Origin of the sequence: Kitasatospora sp. HUAS MG31 (assembly GCF_040571325.1) — a bacterium.
Taxonomy (GTDB): Bacteria; Actinomycetota; Actinomycetes; order Streptomycetales; family Streptomycetaceae; genus Kitasatospora; species Kitasatospora camelliae.
Genome location: NZ_CP159872.1, coordinates 3,228,431 through 3,249,815, shown reverse-complemented (window position 1 = coordinate 3,249,815; position 21,385 = coordinate 3,228,431). Strand labels below are relative to the sequence as shown.

The window sequence follows — 21,385 nt, the reverse complement described above, 5'->3', positions numbered from 1 at the left end:
CGTACCGTCACCGCGAACGACCGGCAGCACCATGGGGGGAACCGCACCGATGACTCAGGCGCAGGAGTCCACCGGCCGTCTGCTGGCCGGCCGGTACCGGTTGAACGACGTACTCGGCCGGGGCGGCATGGGCACCGTGTGGCGGGCCGAGGACGAGATGCTCGGCCGGATCGTCGCGGTCAAGGAACTCCGGATGACCGGCGCGGTCGACGAGGACGAGAAGCACCGGCTGATCGTCCGCACCCTGCGCGAGGCCAAGGCCACCGCCCGGATCCGGCACACCGCCGCCGTCACCGTCTTCGACGTGGTCGAGGAGGACGAGCGTCCCTGGATCGTGATGGAGCTGGTCGAGTCCCGCTCGCTGGCCGAGGTCATCAAGGACGACGGCCCGGTCCCGCCGGTGCGCGCCGCCGAGATCGCCCTCGACGTGCTGGGCGTCCTCGACGAGGCGCACAGCCTGGGCATCCTGCACCGTGACGTGAAGCCGTCCAACGTGCTGATCGGCGAGGACGGCCGGGTGGTCCTCACCGACTTCGGCATCGCCAGCGTCGAGGGCGACGCCTCGATCACCTCCACCGGCATGCTGGTCGGCGCCCCCTCGTACATCTCGCCCGAGCGGGCCCGCGGCCAGAAGCCCGGCCCGCCCGCCGACCTGTGGTCGCTCGGCGGCACCCTGTACTCGATGGTCGAGGGCCGGCCCCCGTACGACCGCGGCTCGGCGCTCGCCACCCTCACCGCCGTGATGACCGAGGACCTCGCCCCGCCGCTGAACGCCGGACCGCTGCGTCCGGTGATCGAAGGCCTACTGGAGAAGGATCCGGCCAAGCGGCTGGACGCGGCGACCACCCGGGCCAGGCTCAAGCGGATCGTCGCCGACGGCGCGGCCCGGGCCGAGGCCACCACCCAGGTGGTGGCGGCGTCCGGCGCCACCAAGGTGCTGCCGGCGGTGGACGAGGACGCTCCGGCCGCCAAGGCCGCCGAGGCGAAGGCCGCTCAGAAGGCTGCCCCGAAGGGCGCGGCGAAGGCCGCGGCGGCCACCGGGTCCGGGGCAGCCGCCAAGGCGTCCGGTCCGGCCGCGGCCGCGGCCGCCGCGCCTTCCGCGCCTTCCGCGACGGCCGCGCCTTCCGCGCCGGCGAAGCCCGCCGTGCCCGAGCAGCCGAAGCCGGCCGCGAAAGCCCCCAAGCGCGGCGGGGTGGGCACCGTCCGGGTGGGCAGCCGCTCGGTCGTGCCGCCCGCGACCCCCGCGCCCGGTCCGGCCGCCGCTGCCGCCGCGCCGACCGCCGCTGCCGCCGCCCCGGCGACCGCGCGGCCCGCCGCCGTACCCCCGCCGGCCCGGCCCGGCGCCGCAACCCCCGCGGACGGCCGGCCCGCCGACTGGTGGCGCAAGCCCCCCGTGCTGGCCGGCGCGGCGCTGGTGGTCGTGCTGCTGCTGGTCGCCGTCGTGCTGGTGATGCAGGAGCGCGGTACCGGCGGCTCGTCCGCCCACGGCGGGCAGACCCCGGCGCCCACCTCCTCCGACACCGCCGCCTCGGGCACCGGCGCCAGCCCCGGCCCGGGCACGGGCGACTCGGCCACCCCCGGCGCCCAGACCCCGGCGGGGGAGACCCCGGCCGGCCAGACCCCCGGCGGCCAGACCCCCGCGGGCCAGGGGCAGAACCCGACCGGCCAGACCCCGGGCGGCCAGACCCCCGCGGGCCAGGCCACCTCCGGTGGCACCAACCCGGGCGGCACGGGCACCGTCCCGGCCGGGTACGTGCTGCACAAGGACGACTCGGGCTTCTCGATCGTGCTGCCGGACTGGCTGAAGTTCGAGGGCGAGGACTACGACAGGACCAGCCGCAAGTTCGTCGGCCACGGGATGAAGCTGATGGTCGACTGGACCATGCCCGCCAACGGCGACGCCCTCTCCGACTGGCAGAAGCAGGAGACCGAGCTGAAGGGCGGCTTCTCCGGCTACCAGCGCATCAGGATCGAGGGCCTGACGTACCGGCAGTGGACCAACGCCGCCGACTGGGAGTGGACCTTCGGCAGCAATCCCAGGAAGCACTCGCTGAACCGCGGCTTCGTCACCGGTAACGGCAAGTACGGCTACGCCCTCTACTGGACCATCCCCGACGCGGACTGGAACGCCAACGCCCAGGTCCGGCAGACCGCCTTCGACTCCTTCGTACCGGCGCCCTGACACCGGCGCCCTGACCCGGAAGCCCCTGATTCCCGCACCGGCCGGGACCCGTCCGTCGGACGGCCCGGCCGGCCGGGTCAGCCCAGCAGCCGCTGCTTGGCCTTGCCGAACTCCTCGGCGGTGAGGGCGCCCGAGGCGTGCAGGGCGGCCAACCGCTCCAACTGGTCCAGCAGGTCGGGCGCAGGTCCGGCGGCCTGGGCCGGCACCGGGGCCTGCGCGGCCCGCCGGGCGGCGACGGCCGCCTCGCGCACCTGCTCGGCGAAGGTCTCCGCCTTCGCCACCTCCTCGTAGCGGTGCGCCCCGGTCAGGGCCACCACCCGCAGGATCTCGCCGTTGATCCGGCTCCGGCTCACCGTCACGTCGGTGATCGCCTCCAGCGCAACCGGCACCGGCGGCTTGCCGTCCTTGAGGAAGAGCAGTCGGCGGGTGGTGAGCACCAGGACGCCCTTGCGGAAGTGGTCGGGGTGGCGCCCGGCGGTGGCCGCGACCGGCTGCTCGCCGGGGACGACACTGCCCTCCACGGCACGTACGGCCGAGGACCTCGCCTCGGAGTTGCCGCTGCCCAGGACGTCGAAGGCGACGTCGATCAGTTCGGTCCAGTCCATGCGGCCGAGCCTACCCAGCGCGGGACCCGTACTCTGGCCGGTACGACTTCGGTGAGGAACAGGCATGCGAGCGGCCCTGGGGCAAGTGGTGGCCGGAAGGTTCCGGGTGACGGACCGTCCGGTGGGCGAGGCCGTCCCGGCGCAGGACCTCGAGACCGGCGCGCCGGTGCTGCTGTCCGCGCGCGAACTGCCCGAGCTGCTGGTGCCCGGCGAGGTGACCGGGGCTCAGGACCCGGCGTACGGCGAGCGGATCGCCGACCGGGCCGCGCAGTCGGTGGCGGGGGCGCCGGACCACCCGCGGCTGCTGCGGTCGGTGGCCGCGGCGGTCGACGGCGACCTGCTCTGGGTGGCCGAGGAGCGGCTGCCCGGCACCCCGCTGGCCAGACTGGCCGGCAACGGGCCGGTCTCCCCGTACCGGGTGGCCGAGTTGGCCGCCGACCTGGCCGGGGCGCTGCGGGTGCTGCACGAGGCCGGACTGGAGCACGGCAACCTGACCTGCGACTCGGTGCTGGTCTGCGAGGACGGCGCCGCCCTGCTCGGCGGGCTGCTGCTGGGCGCGGTGGAGGAGGAGCTGTGCGAGGCGCTGGGCTCCCCGGTGCCGCGGCGGGTGTACGAGGCGCGGGCGGTGCTGCTCGGACCGCGGGCCGAGCGCTGGCCGGCCGAGGCGGGCCCGGCGGGGGACTGCTGGGCGCTCGGCGTGCTGCTGCACCGGCTGCTCACCGGCCACGCCCCGTACCCCGAGGACGACCTGCCCAGCCTGCTGGCCGCGGTCCGGGACGGCCGGCGGCATCCGGTGGAGGGCTGCGGCCCGCTCGGCCCGCTGGTGGACCGGCTGCTGGCGGAGGACCCGGCGCACCGGCCAGGACCGGCCGAGGTACAGCGCGAGCTGCGGGCGCTGCTGGCGGGGGCGCCGGAGCCGTACGAGGGCGGGGTGGAGTCGGCGCTGCTGCTGCCGGTGCTCCGCCCGCCCGGGCCGCTGGTGCCGCACCGGCGGACGGTGCGTCAGCGAACGTCCGCCGCCGGGCGGGAGGCCGAGCGGGTGGTCCGGCCGCCCCGGGTGCCGCCCGCGCTGCTCGGGCCGCTGCTGGTGGGCGGTGTGGTGCTGGCGCTGGTGGGGGCGCTGGCGGCCGTGGTGCTGATCGCGGGGTGAATCGGCGCGGTCACAGCGTGATGAGGTGTCGGGGCCGAGATTCCGGCCCGGGCCCGAGCCGCCTAGGCTGAGCGCGGAGGATGTCCGCGCGAAGGTCAGCGGCGCACCGGAACCCCCGTCAGGTCGGCGGGGGACGAGGAGGGGGAGCGGTCGCCATGGGCGTGCGGGACCAGTCGGCGGAACGGCTGCTCGCGGGGAGATACGCGCTGGGGGAGCGCCTGGGCCGCGGTGGCATGGGCACGGTCTGGCGGGCACGGGACGAGATGCTCGACCGCGAGGTCGCGGTCAAGGAGCTGACCGTCAGCCACCTCGCCGAGGAGGACCTGGAGATCCTGCAGTCCCGGATGAAGCGGGAGGCGCGTGCCGCCGCCCGGATCAAGCACCCCGGTGTGATCACCATCCACGACGTGCTGGAGCAGGACGGCCGGCCGTGGATCGTCATGGAGCTGATCGACGGCCGCTCGCTCTCCGACGTCATCGCCCAGGACGGCACCCTGCAGCCGCGCGAGGCCGCCGAGGTGGGCGTCCAGGTGCTGGCCGCGCTGCACCGCGGGCACCAACTGGGCGTGCTGCACCGGGACGTGAAGCCGGCGAACGTGCTGCTGGAGCACGGCACCGGCCGGGCCGTCCTGCTGGACTTCGGCATCGCCCGGTTCGAGGGCTCGGTGGAGCTGACCCGTCCCGGCGAGCTGGTCGGCTCCCCGGACTACCTGGCGCCCGAGCGGGCCCAGGGCGAGCGGCCCGGCCCGGCCTCCGACCTGTGGGCGCTCGGGGCGACGCTCTACGCGGCCGTGGAGGGCGAGTCGCCGTTCCGCCGGGACACCCCACTGACCACGCTGGCCGCGGTGGTCGGCGACCCGCTGCCGCAGCCGCGCCGGGCCGGGGCGCTCGGTCCGGTGCTCGCGGCGCTGATGGCCAAGGACCCGGCGGCCCGGCCCGGGGCCGACACGGCGGCGGCGATGCTCCACGAGGTCGCCTCCGGCGCCACCATCGGCCTGGCGCGTGCTCCCCGGGAGCCGCAGCGGGTGCCCACCCAGCACGTCCCGGTGGTGGACCGGACCGAGGCGCCGGCCGGGCAGGCCGAGGACACCGAGGACCGGGCCCCCACCGGCCCGACCGTCCCGACCGCGCCGCCCGCGGGATCCACCGGCCCGACGGCGCCCGTCGAGCCGGTCGCGCCCGCCCCGCAGACCCTCCGCGAGCAGCCGGCCGAGCGGCGGCGCCCCCGCCGGCGCCGCCGCCTCCCGCTGGTCGCCGGGGTGCTGGTCCTGGTGGCCGCGCTGGGCGCCGGCGGCTGGTACCTGCACGCCCACCGGACGGCTCCGCAGGCCGGCCCGACCCCGGAGCACACCGAGCTGATCACCGCGGGCCCGGGCGACGGCCCCCCGCCGTCCGGCTACAAGTGGACGGACGACCCGCAGGGCTTCCGCTTCCCGCTGCCCACCGAGGGCGGCGCCTGGGTGCGGTCCGTCGACCAGGCCGGCCAGATCTTCTACAGCCCGGACAGCCGGGGCCACTACCTGCAGTTCGCCGTCACCGTCGGCCAGCCGCTCACCCCGCGCGAGCACTTCGCGGAGATGGAGTCCTCGGTCAGCAAGCTGAAGGGCTACAAGCGGCTGAACCTGTCGGACGCCAAGGTGAACGGCCACACCGCCGCGATCTGGGAGTTCAGCTACGCCGGCGCGGACGGGGTGCGCCGGCACGCCAAGGAGGCCGAGTTCCGGGACGAGGACGGCACCTCGTACGCGATCTACCTCTCCGGGCTGGACAGCGACAAGGACCGGATCGCCAACAACCAGCGGTTCACCGTGGTGCTCAACAACTTCATGCCGACCCGCTGAGGGGCGGCGGGCAGGACAAAGGTCGGACACAGACCCTTTTCTGTTACCGACGGGTACCAAACCGGCCGTCGAAGCCCTAGGCTGCGCCCATGACGGACATCACGGCAGACGCACAGACCCCGGCCGGCGGTGCGGCCGAGCGCAACCCCGCGGCGCCGGGCGGCGCCCGCACGGTGGCCTCCGCGGTCACGCCGGCCGTGGTCGCCCGGCTCGCCCGGGGCGTCACCGCCACCTCCGACGCGGAGCCGGCGCACACCGTCGCCCCGCTCACCGGCGAGCGCCTGGCCACCCTGCCGCAGTCCGGCCCCGAGGACGTGGAGCTGGCCTTCAGGCTGGCCCGCCGCGCCCAGACGGCTTGGGCCGCGCTGCCGGTCCGCCGCCGTGCCGCGGTGCTGCTGCGCTTCCACGACCTGATGCTGCGGCGGCAGGACGAGGTGCTGGACCTGATCCAGGCCGAGACCGGCAAGGCCCGCCTGCACGCCTTCGAGGAGGTCATGGCGGTGGCCATGGCCGCCCGGCACTACGGCGTGAAGGGCGCCTCCTACCTGCGCGACCGCCGTCGCGGCGGCGCCCTGCCGGTGCTCACCAGCACCGTGGAGGCCCGCCGCCCCAAGGGCGTGATCGGTCAGATCTCGCCCTGGAACTACCCGTTCGAGCTGTCCGTCGGCGACGCCCTGCCCGCCTTCCTGGCCGGCAACGCGGTGGTCAACAAGCCCGACACGCAGACCGCCCTGACCGCGCTCTGGGCCCGCGAGCTGCTGGTCGAGGCCGGCCTGCCGGCCGACCTGTGGCAGATCGTCCTCGGCGACGGCCCGGTGGTCGGCCCCGCCGTGGTCGACCGCGCCGACTACGTGGCCTTCACCGGCTCCACCCGCACCGGCCGCGAGGTCGCCCAGCGCGCCGCCGCCCGGCTGGTCGGCGCCTCCCTCGAACTCGGCGGCAAGAACGCCATGCTGGTGCTCGCCGACGCCGACCTGGACCGGGCCGCCGAGGGTGCCGTCCGGGCCTGCTTCTCCTCCGCCGGCCAGCTGTGCATCTCCATCGAGCGGCTCTTCGTCCACCGCTCGGTGGCCGACGAGTTCCTCGCCCGGTTCGCCGCCCGGACCGGCGCGCTGCGGCTCGGCGGCGGGCTCGCGTACGGCGCCGACATGGGCTCGCTGGTCTCCGAGCGGCAGCTGGAGACCGTCACCCGGCACGTGGAGGAGGCCGTCAAGGCCGGCGCCACGGTGGTCACCGGCGGCCGCGCCCGCCCCGACCTCGGCCCGCTGTTCTACGAGCCCACCGTCCTCGACGGGGTCACCCCCGAGATGGCCGTCTGCGCCGAGGAGACCTTCGGCCCGGTGGTCTCGGTCTACCGCTTCGACACCGAGGACGAGGCGGTCGCCGCCGCCAACTCCACCCCGTACGGCCTGAACTCCAGCGTCTGGACGAAGGACCTGCGGCGCGGGCGGGCCGTCGCCGCCCGGCTGCACACCGGCACCGTCAACGTCAACGAGGCCTACGCGGCCGCCTACGGCTCGGTGTCCTCGCCGATGGGCGGCATGGGGGACTCCGGGCTCGGCCGGCGGCACGGGGCCGAGGGCATCCTGCGGTACACCGAGGCGCAGACCATCGCGACGCAGCGGCTGCTGCCGATCGGGCCGTCGCTGGGGATGGACGACGAGCGGTTCGCGGCGGTGTTCACGGCGGGCCTGAAGGCGATGAGGGCGTTCCGCCTCAAGTAAGGGGCGGCGACCCACCGGGGGCGCCCACTCACAGAGGAGAGAGCATGTCGGAGGAGTTCGACTACGACGTCGTCGTGGTCGGTTCGGGCTTCGGCGGGTCGGTGGCCGCGCTGCGGCTGACCGAGAAGGGGTACCGGGTCGCCGTCCTGGAGGCCGGGCGGCGGTTCGGCCGCGACGAGCTGCCGAAGAACTCCTGGGACACCAGGAACTACCTGTGGGCGCCCGCCCTCGGCATGTACGGCATCCAGCGCATCCACCTGCTGGCCAACGTCCTGATCCTGGCCGGGGCGGGGGTCGGCGGCGGCTCGCTCAACTACGCCAACACCCTGTACGTCCCGCCGAAGCCGTTCTTCGAGGACCGCCAGTGGCGGCACATCACCGACTGGCAGGAGGAGCTGGCCCCGTTCTACGACCAGGCCCAGCGGATGCTCGGGGTGCGCACCAACCCGACCATGACGCCCTCCGACGTCCACCTCAAGGCGGCCGCCGAGAAGATGGGCTGCGGGGACACCTTCCACTTCGCCCCGGTCGGCGTGTTCTTCGGCGACGGCGAGGACGCCGACGGCGCGGCCAAGGCCGCCCCCGGCAGCGAGGTCGCCGACCCGTACTTCGGCGGCGAGGGCCCGAGCCGCAAGGCGTGCACCGAGTGCGGCGAGTGCATGACCGGCTGCCGGCACGGCGCCAAGAACATGCTCACCGAGAACTACCTGTTCCTGGCCGAGAAGAACGGCGCCGAGATCCACCCGCTCACCACGGTGGCCCGGATCCGCCCGTCGGGCGAGGGCTTCGCGGTGGACGTGCGCCGCACCAACTCCCGCTCCCGGGACCGGGTCAAGGCCGGTGCCCGGACCATCACCGCCGCCCGGGTGGTGGTGGCCGCCGGCACCTACGGCACCCAGACCCTGCTGCACCGGATGCGCGACGGCGGCCACCTGCCCGGCATTTCCGCCAAGCTCGGCGAGCTCACCCGCACCAACTCCGAGGCGCTGGTCGGCGCGCAGACCACCGACCGGCGGTACGGCGAGCGGGCCGACTTCACCAAGGGCGTGGCGATCACCTCCTCGATCCACCCCGACGCCAACACCCACATCGAGCCGGTCCGCTACGGCCGCGGCTCCAACGCGATGGGCGCGCTCAGCATCCAGCAGGTGCCCGGCGCCGGCCGCGGCCCGCGCTGGTTGCGGTACCTGGTGACCGCGGCCACCCACCCGGTCACCTTCGTCCGCTCGATGAACCAGCACCGCTGGTCGGAGAAGACCATCATCGGCCTGGTGATGCAGTCGCTGGACAACTCGCTCACCGTCTCGCTGAAGAAGTCCGGACCCGGCAAGGGCAAGCTGACCTCCCGGCAGGGCCACGGCGCCCCCAACCCGACCTGGATCCCGGCCGCCGAGGAGGGCGCCAAGGCGCTGGCCGAGTCCATCAACGGCTGGGCCGGGAGCACCGTCGGCGAGATCTTCGACATCCCGATGACCGCCCACTTCCTCGGCGGCTGCCCGATCGGCGACAGCCCCGAGCACGGCGTGGTCGACCCGTACCACCGGCTCTACGGCTACCCCGGGATCAGCGTGGTGGACGGCTCGGCCGTCTCCGCCAACCTCGGCGTCAACCCCTCGCTGACCATCACCGCCCAGGCCGAGCGGGCCCTGTCGATGTGGCCCAACAAGGGCGAGGCCGACCCGCGTCCCGCCCAGGACGAGCCGTACCGGCGGGTGGCGGCGGTGGCACCGGAGCGTCCCGCCGTCCCGGAGACCGCGTTCGGCGCGCTGCGGACGGTGACCCTGCCGGTGCCGAAGGTGCCCAAGAAGGGGAACTGACGCCTCCGCCGGGCCGGTTGACAACCCTCCGTGACAGCCGATGGGATGAACGCCTCAAACGGCTCACGGGGGAGACGGCGTGGCGATCTGTACGGCCTGCGGCGCGGCTTCGGCGCAGGGGGCGGGGCGCTGCGCGGCCTGCGGACGCCCCTTCGCCGCACCGGCGATCGAGATCGACGAGGTGATGGTGGCCGGGGGCGGGGACGACGCGTCCCCGCCCCCGCTCGGCGCCTGGGGACTCGGCACGCCCCACGACCCGGCCGCCCGGCGCTCCCCGCTGGCGCGCTGGCTGGCCAGCCCCGACTGGCTGCCCGCCCTCGCCGCCCTGGCCGCACCCACCGCCCTGCTCCTGCTGGCCGCCCTGCTGCTGGCCGACGCCGACACGGTGGACTCCTTCGAACGGCTGGCCTTCGGTGACCGCTTCGCCGCCGGCCTGGCCATGGCGCTGACCGTCCTCGGCGCCCCCTTCCGCTCCGTCTCCGAGACCAGCAACGGCCTGCTCGGCTACGGCACCAGCATCGAGATCCGGCTGCTCCCGTACGCCCCTGCCCTGCTCTGGCTGGGCCTGCTCCAGCTCGGCCTGCGGCTGCACCGGCGGCGGCTCGCCACCCCGCTGGACGGTGCCGCCGCCCGCGCCCTGGCCCTGCGGACCGCCCTGCTCACCGCCGTCACCACCACCCTGCTCGGCCTGCTCTCCGGCGTCGAGAAGGCCGCCGACGCCACCCTGCCGAGCGTCCCCGCCGGCCGGCGGCGCTCGGGGGTCTTCGTCACCGTCGAGTCCGACTGGTGGCAGGCCGTCGTCTGGGCCACCCTCGCGGCCGGCCTGCTCGCCCTCGCCGTGTACGGGACGGACGTGCTGCGCCGGACCGCCTGGGAGCGCGCCGGGATCCGCGGCTGGCTGGTCGGCGCGCTGGTCTCCGCCCGGGTGACCGCCGCGGTGGTCGGCCTGGGCTCGCTGGCCGCGCTGATCGCCGCGGCCTCCCAGGACGAGGCGCCGGCCGGCTGGGTCTACCCGGTCCTGCTGGTCAACGGCGGCCTGGCGATGCTCGGGGTGGGCTCCGGCGCCACCCTGGAGACCGCCAGCGCCACCGCCGCGCTCTACAACGACGGCACCGACCGGACCGCCTTCTCGCTGTTCGACCTGGACGGCCAGAGCGGGCACTGGTGGTGGACCGTCCTGCTCGCCCTGCTCGCGGCCGGGCTGCTCGGCCGCGCCGCCCACCGCCGCCGGTTCGACACCGCCGACCGGCTCCGGCTCGGCGCCGTCCACGCCGTGCTCACCCTGCTGCTGCTCCTCGGCGCGGGCGCCGGCGCGGACTTCGCCACCTACTCGGGCCGGGGCTCCGCGTTCCCGTTCGGCACCGACACCCGACGGACCGCCACCACCCTGTTCGAGGTGGGGTGGTCGGTGCCGACCGTGGTGCTCGCCGTGCTGCTGTGGACGGCCGTCGGCGCCCTCGCCGTCCCGGCGGTCCTGGACCGCGTCGTGCAGCGGCCCGCCCCGGCCGTACCGACGCCGCCGGCCTTCGCGCCGAACCTGCCCGCGCAGGCCGCGCCGCCGGCGCCGTCGGCTCCGCCGGCCGTCCCGGACCCGGTCGACCCGCACGAGGCGTTCCGCAAGCCCGCAGACTCCTGACACGCCGGTTCGTCAGGCGTCCGTCGGCCGTCCTGGCAAGGGCAAAGGGCCCCGCGGGGGAACGGGGCCCTTTGTCGTTCAGCACACGGCGTCAGGGCTGCGCCGGTGCTGGGGCGACGGCGCCGGGGGAAGCGCCGTCTCGTCGCATGGCTTCGGGCACGCTCGGGCCTGGTGGGCCTCACTGAGCGTGAGGTGATAACCGTTGTCGCCACCGGCACCGGATCGGGCCGGAGACGGTTTCCGGCCGCCCCCCACAACCAGCATCGTGATGGACGGAACCCTTACTCTGCAAGCGATTCGACGCAGTTCGCCACAGTCGATTTTCCGACAGGGGGTCCCGGTCGGCCCGGAGCGCGGCACTTCGTGAGCGCACCGACGGGGACCGTCGTCGTCACACTGCGTAGTAAGCGCAAGCGGGGGCGCACAGGGGCGTACGCCGGGGCGGGGAGGGCGTCCGCGAGGAGTGGCGGCCGGCGCCGGCACCGGCCGCCACACCCCGTGGTCCGCCCGGTCGCGGCCGGGGTCGCTGTCCCCTGCTGTACCGACCGCAGCACCGGCGCACGGTCCCACGGCGGGCCGGGCCCGCCACGTGCGCCGGTGGACCGGATGTAGAGATCCACGCGTGGTCCAGCCGCCGCCCGGACCCGTACCTGGAGGGTGCGGGGCCGCGGCCGCGCGGCTGTCCGGTGCAACGATCGCCGGACCCGGGCGTCACGGCCGGAGCGGGCGGCGGACGAGTGAAACCGGGGCGTTCGAGCAGCCCGGTAGAATCGACCCCAGACACTCCCCACACCGCTGCCGGAAGGCCGTCCGTGTCCTCTGCTACTCCCGTCCAGTCCGTACCTGAGAACGACACCGTCCTGGTCGTCGACTTCGGTGCCCAGTACGCCCAGCTCATCGCCCGCCGGGTGCGTGAGGCGCGGGTCTACAGCGAGATCGTGCCGAGCACCATGCCGGTCGCCGAGATGCTCGCCAAGAACCCGAAGGCGATCATCCTCTCCGGCGGTCCGTCCTCGGTGTACGAGGAGGGCGCGCCGCGGCTCGACCGCGCGATCTTCGAGGCCGGCGTCCCGGTCTTCGGCATGTGCTACGGCTTCCAGCTGATGGCGATCACGCTCGGCGGCACGGTGGACAACACCGGCGCCCGCGAGTACGGCCGCACCCCGCTGACCGTCAGCCGCTCCGGCTCGACCCTGTTCGAGGGCGTCCCGGCGCAGCACTCGGTGTGGATGTCGCACGGCGACGCCTGCTCCGCCGCGCCCGAGGGCTTCACCGTCACCGCCTCGACCGACGTGGTGCCGGTCGCCGCGTTCGAGAACGACGACCTCAAGCTCTACGGCGTCCAGTACCACCCGGAGGTCCTGCACTCGGACCACGGGCAGCAGATCCTGGAGCACTTCCTCTACCGCGGCGCCGGCATCGCCCCCGACTGGACCACCCACAACGTGGTGGACGAGCAGGTCGCGCTGATCCGCGCCCAGGTCGGCGACAAGCGCGCCATCTGCGGCCTCTCCGGCGGCGTGGACTCGGCGGTCGCGGCCGCCCTGGTCAACCGCGCCATCGGCGACCGGCTCACCTGCGTCTACGTCGACCACGGCCTGATGCGCAAGGGCGAGACCGAGCAGGTCGAGAAGGACTTCGTCGCCGCCACCGGCGTCAAGCTCAAGGTCGTGGACGCGCAGGAGCGCTTCCTCACCGCGCTCGCCGGGGTCAGCGACCCCGAGGAGAAGCGCAAGATCATCGGCCGGGAGTTCATCCGGGTCTTCGAGCAGGCCCAGGCCGAGATCGTCGCGGAGGCCGGCGAGCACGGCGAGTCCGTGGACTTCCTGGTCCAGGGCACCCTGTACCCGGACGTGGTGGAGTCCGGCGGCGGCACCGGCACCGCCAACATCAAGTCCCACCACAACGTCGGCGGCCTGCCCGAGGACCTCCAGTTCGAGCTGGTCGAGCCGCTGCGCAAGCTGTTCAAGGACGAGGTCCGGATGGTCGGCCAGGAGCTCGGCCTGCCGGAGGAGATCGTCCAGCGCCAGCCGTTCCCCGGCCCGGGCCTCGGTATCCGGATCGTCGGCGAGGTCACCAAGGAGCGCCTGGACCTGCTCCGCGAGGCCGACGCCATCGCCCGCGAGGAGCTCACCGCGGCCGGCCTGGACCGCGAGATCTGGCAGTGCCCGGTCGTGCTGCTCGCCGACGTCCGCAGCGTCGGCGTCCAGGGCGACGGCCGCACCTACGGCCACCCGATCGTGCTGCGCCCGGTGTCCTCCGAGGACGCCATGACCGCCGACTGGTCGCGCCTGCCGTACGAGGTGCTGGCGAAGATCTCCACCCGGATCACCAACGAGGTCCGCGACGTGAACCGCGTGGTGCTGGACGTGACCAGCAAGCCGCCGGGCACCATCGAGTGGGAGTGATCCTCCCCGCGCACTGAACGCCCGCGCCGCCGCTTCCGTACTGAAGGGAGTGGCGGCGCGGTCGTGTGCACGTGCGACCCGGCAGAATCGGACCCGACCCGGCAGTGGTTGGCGGGCGGCGAGTGAGAGGCGACGGCATGACGGGCGGGCATGGCGGGGACGGGCAGTCCCGGAGATCGGCGCGGGTGGCCGGATGGAAGGCGACCGCCTCGCGGTACGCACTGCTGCCCCTGCGGGTCTTCCTCGGCGCGACCTTCATCTACGCGGCGATCGACAAGCTCGCCGACGCGCACTACCTGGCCGAGGGCTCGGACCCGGCCTCGTTCATCGCCCAGACCACGGCGGTCAAGGCCGGCAGCCCGATCGGCTGGGCGCTCGGGCCGGCCCTGGACTCGCCGGTGCTCTTCGCCCTGGCGATCGCCTTCGGCGAGCTCGCGGTCGGCCTCGGCACCCTGTTCGGCCTGTGGGGCCGGCTGGCCGCCACCGGCGGCATGCTGATCAACCTCAGCCTCTGGCTCACCGTCAGCTGGAACACCTCGCCGTACTACCTGGGCAACGACCTGGCGTACCTGATGGCCTGGACGCCGCTGGTGCTGGCCGGCACCCCGTACCTGTCGATCGACGGGTACCTGGCCTCCCGCTCCCGGCGGGACCGCGGGCGGGGGCTGCCCGAGGACGCCGTCCGGCGGCGTGCCCTGGTGGACGGCTCGATCGCCGCCGTCGCCCTCGGCGGTGCCGGCCTGCTCGCAGGCTCGCTCACCGCCACCTTCGGCCGGAACAAGGGCACCGCCGCCACGTCGACCGGGTCCAACGGCTCGCCCGTGCCGGCACAGTCGCCCACCGGCCCCAAGGTGACCGTCCCGGCCGCCTCGGTGCCGGTCGGCGGCTCCGCCCAGGTCAAGGACCCGGGCACCGGCGACGCGGTCTACGTCGTCCAGCCCACCGCCGGGCAGTACTGCGCCTTCTCCTCGGTCTGCACCCACTCCGGCTGCGCCGTGGACGCGCCCAAGAACGGCCAGATGTACTGCCCGTGCCACGGCTCCCGGTTCAACGCCGCCACCGGCGCGGTGATCAACGGGCCGGCGACCAAGCCGCTGCCGAAGTACGGCGTCACCAAGAACGGCGACCAGCTGGAACTGGGACCGCTGCAGGTCTGAGCGGGCGCCCGGGCACAGGGCGTACGAGGACGGGGCGTACGAGGACGGGGCGTACGAGGACGGGCGGGTGGCCGGTGGCCACCCGCCCGTCGCACGTCCCACGGGACCCTCAGTCGTGGTCCTCCGGCCCCCGGCCGCGGCGGGACACCGCCAGCACCGCCCCGGCCAGGCCCCCCACGCCCAGCCCGATGAGCACCACCGGCACCACCAGGTGCCCGCTCACCGACAGCCCGCCCAGCGCGGCCGCCAGGTACAGCCCGGCCACCACGGTGAACAGCCCGCCCGCGACCAGCGAGAACAGGTCGACCGGGTGCTTCCTCATCCCTGCACCACCTTGGTGTCTCCGAATCCGACGTTCAGCGTGAGCTCCAGCGTCCCCTTGGACGGCTGCCCGTTCACCGGCTGGAGCTCCACCTTGGTGTGGTTGCCCAGCCCTTCCAGCTTCTCGTCCGCCGGCAGCCGGACCTGGCCCGCCGCGTTCACCACGGTCAGCCTCACCAGCACGTCGTCCGGCACCACCACCCGCAGGTCGCCCGCGCCCAGCTGGACCCGGGTCTTCAGATCGGCGCCCGCCGGATCCAGGGCGCCCATGTCCAGCACCAGGTCGCCGGCCGCCATGGAGTACGCCGGCCGCAGCTCGGCCGCGGTGTTCGGCGCCCAGGTGCGGTCACCGAAGGAGGCCTCCACGCTGCCGTTCGCCCCGCCGCTCGCCAGCACCAGGGTCAGCAGCATCGCCGGCACCGCCAGGCCGCGCGCCCGCCCGTACCGGGCCCCGACCAGCAGCGTCAGGCCCAGCACCAGCAGCGCCGCCGCCAGCACCGCCGACATCGTCACCGAGGTGTCCTGCACCTTGCCGTACCAGACCACCGCCCCGGCCGCGCCCGCCGCCAGCAGCAGGCCCACCCCGCCCAGGTGCGAGTGCTGCCGGTGCTGCCGCGCCGGCCTCGGCGCCCGGGACCGCCGTGCCGCCGCGCCGCCCGGGTGCTTGCGCAGCGGGTCGCCCTCCGGCAGGTCCGTCCGCTGCCACCACGCCTGCGGCCCGACGCCCGGCGGGGGCACGGCCCCCTGGCCGTACGGGTTGCGCTCGGGGTGCCGCGGGTCCCACAGGTAGCCGCTCGGGCCGGCCGGCGGGGTGTCGGCGGGGACGGTGCCCGCGGCCCGCGCCTCGGCGTGCCGCGCGTGCACCTGGTGCAGGTGCTCGTGCATCTCGGCCTTCCGGGCCTGCCACTCGGCCTGGAAGTCCTGCCCGACCTGGCGCCCCCAGGACCGCCAGTCCAGCTGCTCCCCGCTCTCCGGCTCCAGCCGGTCGTACGGCCCGCCGCGGTGCGGCCGGCCCAGGCCCTTGGCCCGGCGCCGCCGCTCCGGGTCGTACCGGACTGCGAGGAAGACCAGGCCGCCCAGCAGCATCAGCGGGAACAGCTGGTCGCCGTCGCCCATCGAGGAGAAGAACACCCCGGTGCCGATCACCGTCAGCAGCACCGCGCCGATCGACTGGCCGTCCACCCGGCCGGTCAGCACCCGCTGCAGCTCGGTCCGGCCGGTCCGCTCGCCCTCCGCCTCGCGCGGCACGATCAGCCAGGCCAGCCCGTACAGGAACAGGCCGAGACCGCCGGTCAGACAGAGCACCGCCACGACCACCCGGAACACCACCGGGTCGATGTCCAGATGACGCCCAAGGCCGCCGCACACCCCGGCCACCACGCGGTGGTCGGCGGAGCGGGTCAGCGGCGGGCGCTGCGCCTGCCCGGCCGCGGCGGATCCGTGCGGGTCGGATCCGGGCGCGTCGGTGGGGGGCGCCGAGGAGGCCCCGGTGCTCTGGTCGTCGGTCATGTCCACCATCCTTCCGGCTCCCGGACCCCCCGGTAACCGCCCGCGGCCCCGGACGGACCCTGAACTGTCCCTGAGAAGCCGCTCAGGGCGGACCCTGATGCGCCCGCGACCGCGAACCTGCGACCATCGGTGACGTGGCAGCACCCGACCCCGAAACCCCGACCGCCGAGAGCCCGCAGGGCCCTTCGGGCCCGCACCGTACCCAGGCACCGGCCGCCGCGGACTCCCCGGCCGCACCGGCCGCCTCGGGCCCGGGCTCACCGGCGAGCCCGGCAGCTCCGGGAGCGCAGCTGCCGGCCGGCGGCGAGGGCGCGCCCGGCGGCGGGCAGCGGCCGTACCGGCGGCTGTACCGCAGCCCCAACGGGCGGGTGCTCGGCGGCGTGGCCCACGGCCTCGCGGTGCACCTCGGGCTGCCCGTGCTCTGGGTCCGGGTGGCGTTCATCCTGCTGTTCTTCGCCCAGGGCATCGGCGTGCTGCTGTACGCCGCCTTCTGGTTCGTGGTGCCGATCGGCATCGGCGAGCCCGCCCCCGGCTCCTCCGCGCGCTGGGCGTACCACGACGGCGGGTTCGTCCGGGTCGGCCAGACCGAGACCGGCCTGCTGGCCGGACCCCGCAAGGACCGCCGCGGCCTCGCCCGGCTCCGCGACCTGCTGCAGCGCACCTTCCACGGCGAGCCCCCGGCCCCCGGCGAGCCCGCCCCCGTGGACGCCGCCGCCACCGCCGGCCGTGGCGGACTCGGCCAGCTGTTCGCCCTGCTGCTGCTGGTCGTCGGCATCATGGCGCTGCTCAGCGCGCTCGGCATCCAGACCGCCAAGCCGTACGTCTGGCCGCTGCTCACCATCGGCGTCGGCGTCGCCCTGGTCTGGCGGCAGGCCGACGACTCGCGCTGGCAGCGCTGGTTCGGGCTGGAGGGCGAGAAGCGGCGCGGTGCCTACACCCGGGTCGGCGCCGGGGTGCTGCTGGTGGTCGCCGGCATCGTCGGCTTCTTCATCCTGCACGGCGTCGCCTCGCCGATCGCCCTGGTCGTGGAGTCCTCGCTGGCGGTGCTGGCCGGCGTGCTGGTGCTGGTCGGCCCGTACGCGCTGCGGCTGTGGCAGGACCTCGGGGCCGAGCGCACCGCCCGTATCCGGGCCCAGGAGCGCGCCGAGATCGCCGCCCATGTGCACGACTCGGTGCTGCACACCCTGACGCTGATCCAGCGCCGGGCCGAGGACCCCAAGGAGGTGCTGCGGCTCGCCCGCGCCCAGGAGCGCGAGCTGCGGCTGTGGCTGTACCGCCCGGAGGCCGCCGCCGAGTCCGCCCCCGACACCCTCGCCGAGCGGATCCGCTCGGTGGTCGCCGAGGTCGAGGACCGGCACGGCGTGCCCGTGGAACTGGTCTGCGTCGGCGACTGCCCGATGGACGAGCGGATCGCGGCACAGATGCAGGCCGCGAGGGAGGCGATGGTCAACGCGGCCAAGTACGGTGGCGGGGGACCGGTCCAGGTGTACGCCGAGGTGGAGGGGAGGACGGTGTCGGTGTTCGTTCGCGACCACGGGCCCGGCTTCGACCCCGACAGCGTCCCCGAGGACCGGATGGGCGTACGGGAGTCGATCATCGGCCGGATGAAGCGCAACGGCGGCACCGCACGGGTGCGGCCCGCGCCGGACGGCGGCACCGAGGTCGAGCTGGAGATGGAGAGGGCAGATGACTGAGGCACCGGGGCGGACCGCGAGGGTGGTTCTGGTCGACGACCACCGGATGTTCCGGACGGGCGTGCGGGCGGAGATCGGACGGACCGAGACCACCGGCATCGACGTGGTCGGCGAGGCGGACGACGTGGAGTCGGCGGTCCGCGTGGTCGCCGAGACCAGGCCGGACGTGGTGCTGCTCGACGTCCACCTGCCGGGCGGCGGCGGCGTCGAGGTGCTGCGGCGGTCCGCCGCGCTGATGGGGGATTCCGGCGGGGTGCGGTTCCTGGCGCTGTCGGTCTCCGACGCCGCCGAGGACGTCATCGGCGTCATCCGCGGCGGCGCCCGCGGCTACGTCACCAAGACCATCACCGGCACCGACCTGGTCAACGCCATCTTCCGGATCGCCGACGGCGACGCCGTCTTCTCGCCCCGGCTGGCCGGCTTCGTCCTGGACGCCTTCGCCGCCACCGACACCCCGCCGGTGGACGAGGACCTGGACCGCCTCACCCAGCGCGAGCGCGAGGTGCTGCGGCTGATCGCCCGCGGATACGCGTACAAGGAGATCGCCAAGCAGCTGTTCATCTCGGTGAAGACGGTGGAGAGCCACGTCTCGGCGGTGCTCCGCAAGCTGCAGCTCAGCAACCGGCACGAGCTCACCCGTTGGGCCACCGCCCGCCGGCTGGTCTGACCCCGGGCTGGTCTGACCCCGCTGCGCTGAATCCCCTGGCGCTGAATCCCTGCGAACCCCCGTCAACCGCGCGGCAGTTGATTGACCCGCGCGGGGGGCGTGTCCGTCCCGGGCCGCCTCCGCGCGGCGTGGGACGGTGGGCGGATGACCGTTGAGTCGCCGAGGACCGACCGGGCCCTCGGCGTACGGCCCACCGCGCTGCGCGCCGCCGCGCCGGCCCTGCTCGGCTACCTGGCGGTGCGGGCCCTCGGCGTCCTGACCCTGGTGGTCGCCGGCGCCGACCGGGTCGGCCCCGGCCCCGGCGTCCACGGCACCGGCGGGCTCCACCGGCTGGCCACCCTCTGGGACGCGTACTGGTACCAGCAGATCGCCCTGCACGGCTACGCGGGCACCTCCCCGGTGGCCGGCCCGCACGGCCTCTACGAGCCGTACGCCTTCTTCCCGGCGTACCCGCTGCTCATCCGGCTGGTGCCGCTCCCCGTCCAGTGGTCCGCGCTGGCCGTGGCCTGGGCCGCCGCGCTGGCCGCCGCCTGGGGCGTGTACGCCGTCGCCGCCCGGCTGTACGGGCAGCGGGCCGGGGTGATCGCCGCCGCGCTGTGGGGCGTGCTGCCGTACGCGGTGGTGGAGAACGCCGCCTATTCCGAACCGCTGTTCACCGCGCTGGCGGCCTGGAGCGTCCACGCGGCGGTGCGGGGGCGGTGGATCCGGGCCGGGCTGCTCTGCCTGCTCGCCGGCCTCAGCCGGCCGACCGGGATCGCGCTCGCCGCGGCGGTCGGCGCGGCCGCGCTCTGGGAACTGCTGCACGGCCGGGGCGGCCGGCGGGCCGTGGCCGGGGCGCTGCTCGCGCCGCTCGGGTTCGTCGGGTTCGTGGCCTGGGTGGGGGTGCGGAAGGAGCGCTGGGACGGCTACTTCCGGGTCCAGGACGCCTGGCAGTCCCGCTTCGACTACGGCCGGGCCACCTTCCGCGCCTTCCGGCTGCTGCTGCCCCGGATGCTGACCGCACCCGAGCTGGTCCCGCTCGCCGACGTGGTGGTGGCCGGGGTGCTGGTGGCGGGCGTGGTGCTGTTCCTGCTCTCGGTACGGCAGCGGCAGCCCCCCGTCCTGCTGCTCTACAGCGCCGCCCTCCTCGTCCTCGCCCTCGGCGACGCCGCCTACTTCAACTCCCGCGCCCGCTTCCTGCTCCCCGCCTTCGGCCTCCTCCTCCCGATCGCCGCCCCCCTCGCCCGCACCCGCCACCGCACCGCAGTCACCGTTCTCCTCGCCGCTGCCGCCGTGCTCTCGGCGGCCTACGGCTTCTACGCGGCCTTCGTGTATCCGGACGCGCCGTAGGGCGTGGTCAGGCCGGCCGGACCGCGCCGGCGAAGGGCATGACGCTGATGGACTCGTAGCGGACCGGGGCGCCCGGGTGGGGGGCGTGGATCATCTGGCCGTTGCCGGTGTAGAGGCCGACGTGGGTGACGCCCGCGTAGAAGAAGACCAGGTCGCCGGGCTGGAGTTGGTCGCGGGTGATGCGCGGGGCGGCGGCGATCTGGGCGTAGGTGGTACGGGGGAGCGAGATGCCGGCGCTGCGGTAGGCGGCCTGGACCAGGCCCGAGCAGTCGAAGGAGTCCGGCCCGGTGGCGCCCCAGACGTACGGCTTGCCGAGCTGGGCGCGGGCGAAGCCGATGGCCGCGGCGGCCCGTCCGGTGGCGGCCACGGCGCCGGGGGCGGCGAGCGGGTCGGCGGAGGTCAGCGGGGTGCGGGCGTCGCCGCGGGAGGCCCGGGCGATCTCGTCGCGTTCGGCGGCGGTGAGCCGGTTGAGCAGGGACTGCGCCTCGGCGAGCTTGGCCTGGACGGAGGCCTTCTCCGTGGTGAGCTGCTGCTGCCGGTCGGCGAGTTCGGCGAGCTTGGCGCGGGCCTCGGCGGCCTGGGTGTCCAGGGCCCGCCGCTGCTGCCCGTACTGCTGGAGTGTGGCCTGCTCGATGGCGCCGACCTGGTCGAGGCGTCCGGAGCGCTCCAGGAACTGCTGCGGGTCGTCGGCCAGCGCGAGCTGCATCGCGGGGGACAGCCCGGAACTGCGGTACTGCTCGGCGGCGAGCGCGCCCAGCCGGCTGCGGACCGCCTCGGCCGCGTCGGTCTTCCGGGCCAGCTCGTCCTGGAGCAGGCTCACCTCGCGCTGCAGGCCGTCCACCTTCTCCTTGGTGCCGTTGTAGCGCTCGGTGGCCTCCTCGGCCTGGTGGTACAGCTCGTCGACCTGCGCCTTGACCTGCTGCGCGGTCGGCGCGGGCTCCGCGTACGCGCCCGGGGCGAGGGCGGTGACGGAGGCCGCGGCCGCGCCGGCCATGGTGGCGAAGGTGCGGGCGCGGAAGGTCGTCCGGGATTTCCTGTGCGACGCCATGGTGGCGTCCTCCTTTCGTGCCGGGCCGCTCGGTGGTGCTGCGGGGCCCGGCGTGGGTGGCGACGCTAGCGGCGGGCGGGCGGGAAGTTACGGCATGGCGGGAGTTGTCCGGTGTTGTCCGGTTCGTCGATCGCGGCTGGACGGATCCGGACCGGGCCCTACGACACCCTGGCGGAAGGGGGCGATCGGTTCGGTCGAGCACGAGGGGGACGGGCGATCGTCCCGGACGGGACCGGGCGGGAGGCAGGGATCCTCGCGGACGGGACCGGGCTGTCGGCGGCGGGTCATAGACTCGGA

At 75.0% G+C, this 21,385-nt stretch carries 15 protein-coding genes and 1 pseudogene; 12 read left to right on the top strand and 4 right to left on the bottom strand.

The genetic code is table 11. The features are described from left to right. Positions 1–49 precede the first annotated feature (49 nt). Entirely contained in the window at positions 50–2,182 is a 2,133-nt protein-coding gene (locus ABWK59_RS14435) for a serine/threonine-protein kinase (RefSeq protein ID WP_354640990.1), read from the top strand. 77 nt (positions 2,183–2,259) lie between these two features. Here ABWK59_RS14435 and ABWK59_RS14430 read toward each other — a convergent pair whose 3' ends face one another. Next, positions 2,260–2,787 (bottom strand): SHOCT domain-containing protein, encoded by a 528-nt coding sequence (locus tag ABWK59_RS14430; protein WP_354640989.1) that lies wholly within the window; start codon positions 2,785–2,787, stop codon positions 2,260–2,262. Between the two features lie 106 nt (positions 2,788–2,893). On the opposite strand from ABWK59_RS14430, the gene ABWK59_RS14425 reads away from it, so the two are divergent. The 8 genes and pseudogenes from ABWK59_RS14425 (at position 2,894) to ABWK59_RS36620 (ending at position 14,520) form a co-directional block, all read left to right on the top strand. Then, positions 2,894–3,937 (top strand): hypothetical protein, encoded by a 1,044-nt coding sequence (locus ABWK59_RS14425; RefSeq protein WP_354640988.1) that lies wholly within the window; start codon positions 2,894–2,896, stop codon positions 3,935–3,937. Positions 3,938–4,092: 155 nt separating this feature from the next. Then, positions 4,093–5,778 (top strand): serine/threonine-protein kinase, encoded by a 1,686-nt coding sequence (locus tag ABWK59_RS14420; RefSeq protein ID WP_354640987.1) that lies wholly within the window; start codon positions 4,093–4,095, stop codon positions 5,776–5,778. Between the two features lie 89 nt (positions 5,779–5,867). Then, positions 5,868–7,502: a succinic semialdehyde dehydrogenase gene (locus tag ABWK59_RS14415; RefSeq protein WP_354640986.1), complete on the top strand. Its 1,635-nt coding sequence runs from the start codon at positions 5,868–5,870 to the stop codon at positions 7,500–7,502. Positions 7,503–7,546: 44 nt separating this feature from the next. Further along, positions 7,547–9,319 carry a GMC family oxidoreductase gene (locus ABWK59_RS14410; RefSeq protein WP_354640985.1) on the top strand — a complete coding sequence of 591 codons (1,773 nt, stop codon included), beginning with the start codon at positions 7,547–7,549 and terminating at the stop codon, positions 9,317–9,319. A gap of 79 nt (positions 9,320–9,398) precedes the next feature. Further along, positions 9,399–10,955, top strand: coding sequence for a hypothetical protein (locus tag ABWK59_RS14405; RefSeq protein ID WP_354640984.1), 1,557 nt, complete (start codon positions 9,399–9,401; stop codon positions 10,953–10,955). An 812-nt stretch (positions 10,956–11,767) separates the two neighbouring features. Continuing rightward, the gene (gene guaA, locus ABWK59_RS14400; protein WP_354640983.1) at positions 11,768–13,363 is read left to right on the top strand and encodes a glutamine-hydrolyzing GMP synthase; all 1,596 of its coding nucleotides are present in this window, start codon (positions 11,768–11,770) and stop codon (positions 13,361–13,363) included. 137 nt (positions 13,364–13,500) lie between these two features. Beyond that, a pseudogene (locus tag ABWK59_RS36625) lies at positions 13,501–14,022 on the top strand (DoxX family protein); the annotation flags it as partial. 39 nt (positions 14,023–14,061) lie between these two features. Beyond that, positions 14,062–14,520 carry a ubiquinol-cytochrome c reductase iron-sulfur subunit gene (locus ABWK59_RS36620; protein ID WP_420492921.1) on the top strand — a complete coding sequence of 153 codons (459 nt, stop codon included), beginning with the start codon at positions 14,062–14,064 and terminating at the stop codon, positions 14,518–14,520. Between the two features lie 109 nt (positions 14,521–14,629). Here ABWK59_RS36620 and ABWK59_RS14390 read toward each other — a convergent pair whose 3' ends face one another. Together ABWK59_RS14390 and ABWK59_RS14385 are read right to left on the bottom strand one after the other, a co-directional pair. Continuing rightward, entirely contained in the window at positions 14,630–14,842 is a 213-nt protein-coding gene (locus ABWK59_RS14390) for a hypothetical protein (RefSeq protein WP_354640981.1), read from the bottom strand. Then, positions 14,839–16,350, bottom strand: a complete 1,512-nt coding sequence (locus ABWK59_RS14385) for a PspC domain-containing protein (RefSeq protein WP_354640980.1) — start codon at positions 16,348–16,350, stop codon at positions 14,839–14,841. Before ABWK59_RS14385 ends, ABWK59_RS14390 begins: the two co-directional genes overlap by 4 nt. A gap of 290 nt (positions 16,351–16,640) precedes the next feature. Between ABWK59_RS14385 and ABWK59_RS14380 the strand changes: the two genes are divergently transcribed. The 3 genes from ABWK59_RS14380 (at position 16,641) to ABWK59_RS14370 (ending at position 20,040) form a co-directional block, all read left to right on the top strand. Next, positions 16,641–18,044, top strand: coding sequence for a PspC domain-containing protein (locus tag ABWK59_RS14380; RefSeq protein WP_354644954.1), 1,404 nt, complete (start codon positions 16,641–16,643; stop codon positions 18,042–18,044). Next, positions 18,037–18,711 carry a response regulator transcription factor gene (locus ABWK59_RS14375; protein WP_354640979.1) on the top strand — a complete coding sequence of 225 codons (675 nt, stop codon included), beginning with the start codon at positions 18,037–18,039 and terminating at the stop codon, positions 18,709–18,711. Before ABWK59_RS14380 ends, ABWK59_RS14375 begins: the two co-directional genes overlap by 8 nt. A gap of 144 nt (positions 18,712–18,855) precedes the next feature. After that, positions 18,856–20,040 (top strand): hypothetical protein, encoded by a 1,185-nt coding sequence (locus ABWK59_RS14370; protein ID WP_354640978.1) that lies wholly within the window; start codon positions 18,856–18,858, stop codon positions 20,038–20,040. 7 nt (positions 20,041–20,047) lie between these two features. Here ABWK59_RS14370 and ABWK59_RS14365 read toward each other — a convergent pair whose 3' ends face one another. Next, positions 20,048–21,088 carry a C40 family peptidase gene (locus ABWK59_RS14365; RefSeq protein ID WP_354640977.1) on the bottom strand — a complete coding sequence of 347 codons (1,041 nt, stop codon included), beginning with the start codon at positions 21,086–21,088 and terminating at the stop codon, positions 20,048–20,050. Positions 21,089–21,385: the final 297 nt, after the last annotated feature.

What these genes read in the sequence shown, in the direction of transcription:
- ABWK59_RS14435 (WP_354640990.1), top strand. Translation starts at nt 50, where the DNA reads ATGACTCAGGCGCAGGAGTCCACCGGCCGTCTGCTGGCCGGCCGGTAC.
- ABWK59_RS14430 (WP_354640989.1), bottom strand. Translation starts at nt 2,787, where the DNA reads ATGGACTGGACCGAACTGATCGACGTCGCCTTCGACGTCCTGGGCAGC.
- ABWK59_RS14420 (WP_354640987.1), top strand. Translation starts at nt 4,093, where the DNA reads ATGGGCGTGCGGGACCAGTCGGCGGAACGGCTGCTCGCGGGGAGATAC.
- ABWK59_RS14415 (WP_354640986.1), top strand. Translation starts at nt 5,868, where the DNA reads ATGACGGACATCACGGCAGACGCACAGACCCCGGCCGGCGGTGCGGCC.
- ABWK59_RS14410 (WP_354640985.1), top strand. Translation starts at nt 7,547, where the DNA reads ATGTCGGAGGAGTTCGACTACGACGTCGTCGTGGTCGGTTCGGGCTTC.
- ABWK59_RS14390 (WP_354640981.1), bottom strand. Translation starts at nt 14,842, where the DNA reads ATGAGGAAGCACCCGGTCGACCTGTTCTCGCTGGTCGCGGGCGGGCTG.
- ABWK59_RS14385 (WP_354640980.1), bottom strand. Translation starts at nt 16,350, where the DNA reads ATGACCGACGACCAGAGCACCGGGGCCTCCTCGGCGCCCCCCACCGAC.
- ABWK59_RS14375 (WP_354640979.1), top strand. Translation starts at nt 18,037, where the DNA reads ATGACTGAGGCACCGGGGCGGACCGCGAGGGTGGTTCTGGTCGACGAC.
- ABWK59_RS14370 (WP_354640978.1), top strand. Translation starts at nt 18,856, where the DNA reads ATGACCGTTGAGTCGCCGAGGACCGACCGGGCCCTCGGCGTACGGCCC.
- ABWK59_RS14365 (WP_354640977.1), bottom strand. Translation starts at nt 21,088, where the DNA reads ATGGCGTCGCACAGGAAATCCCGGACGACCTTCCGCGCCCGCACCTTC.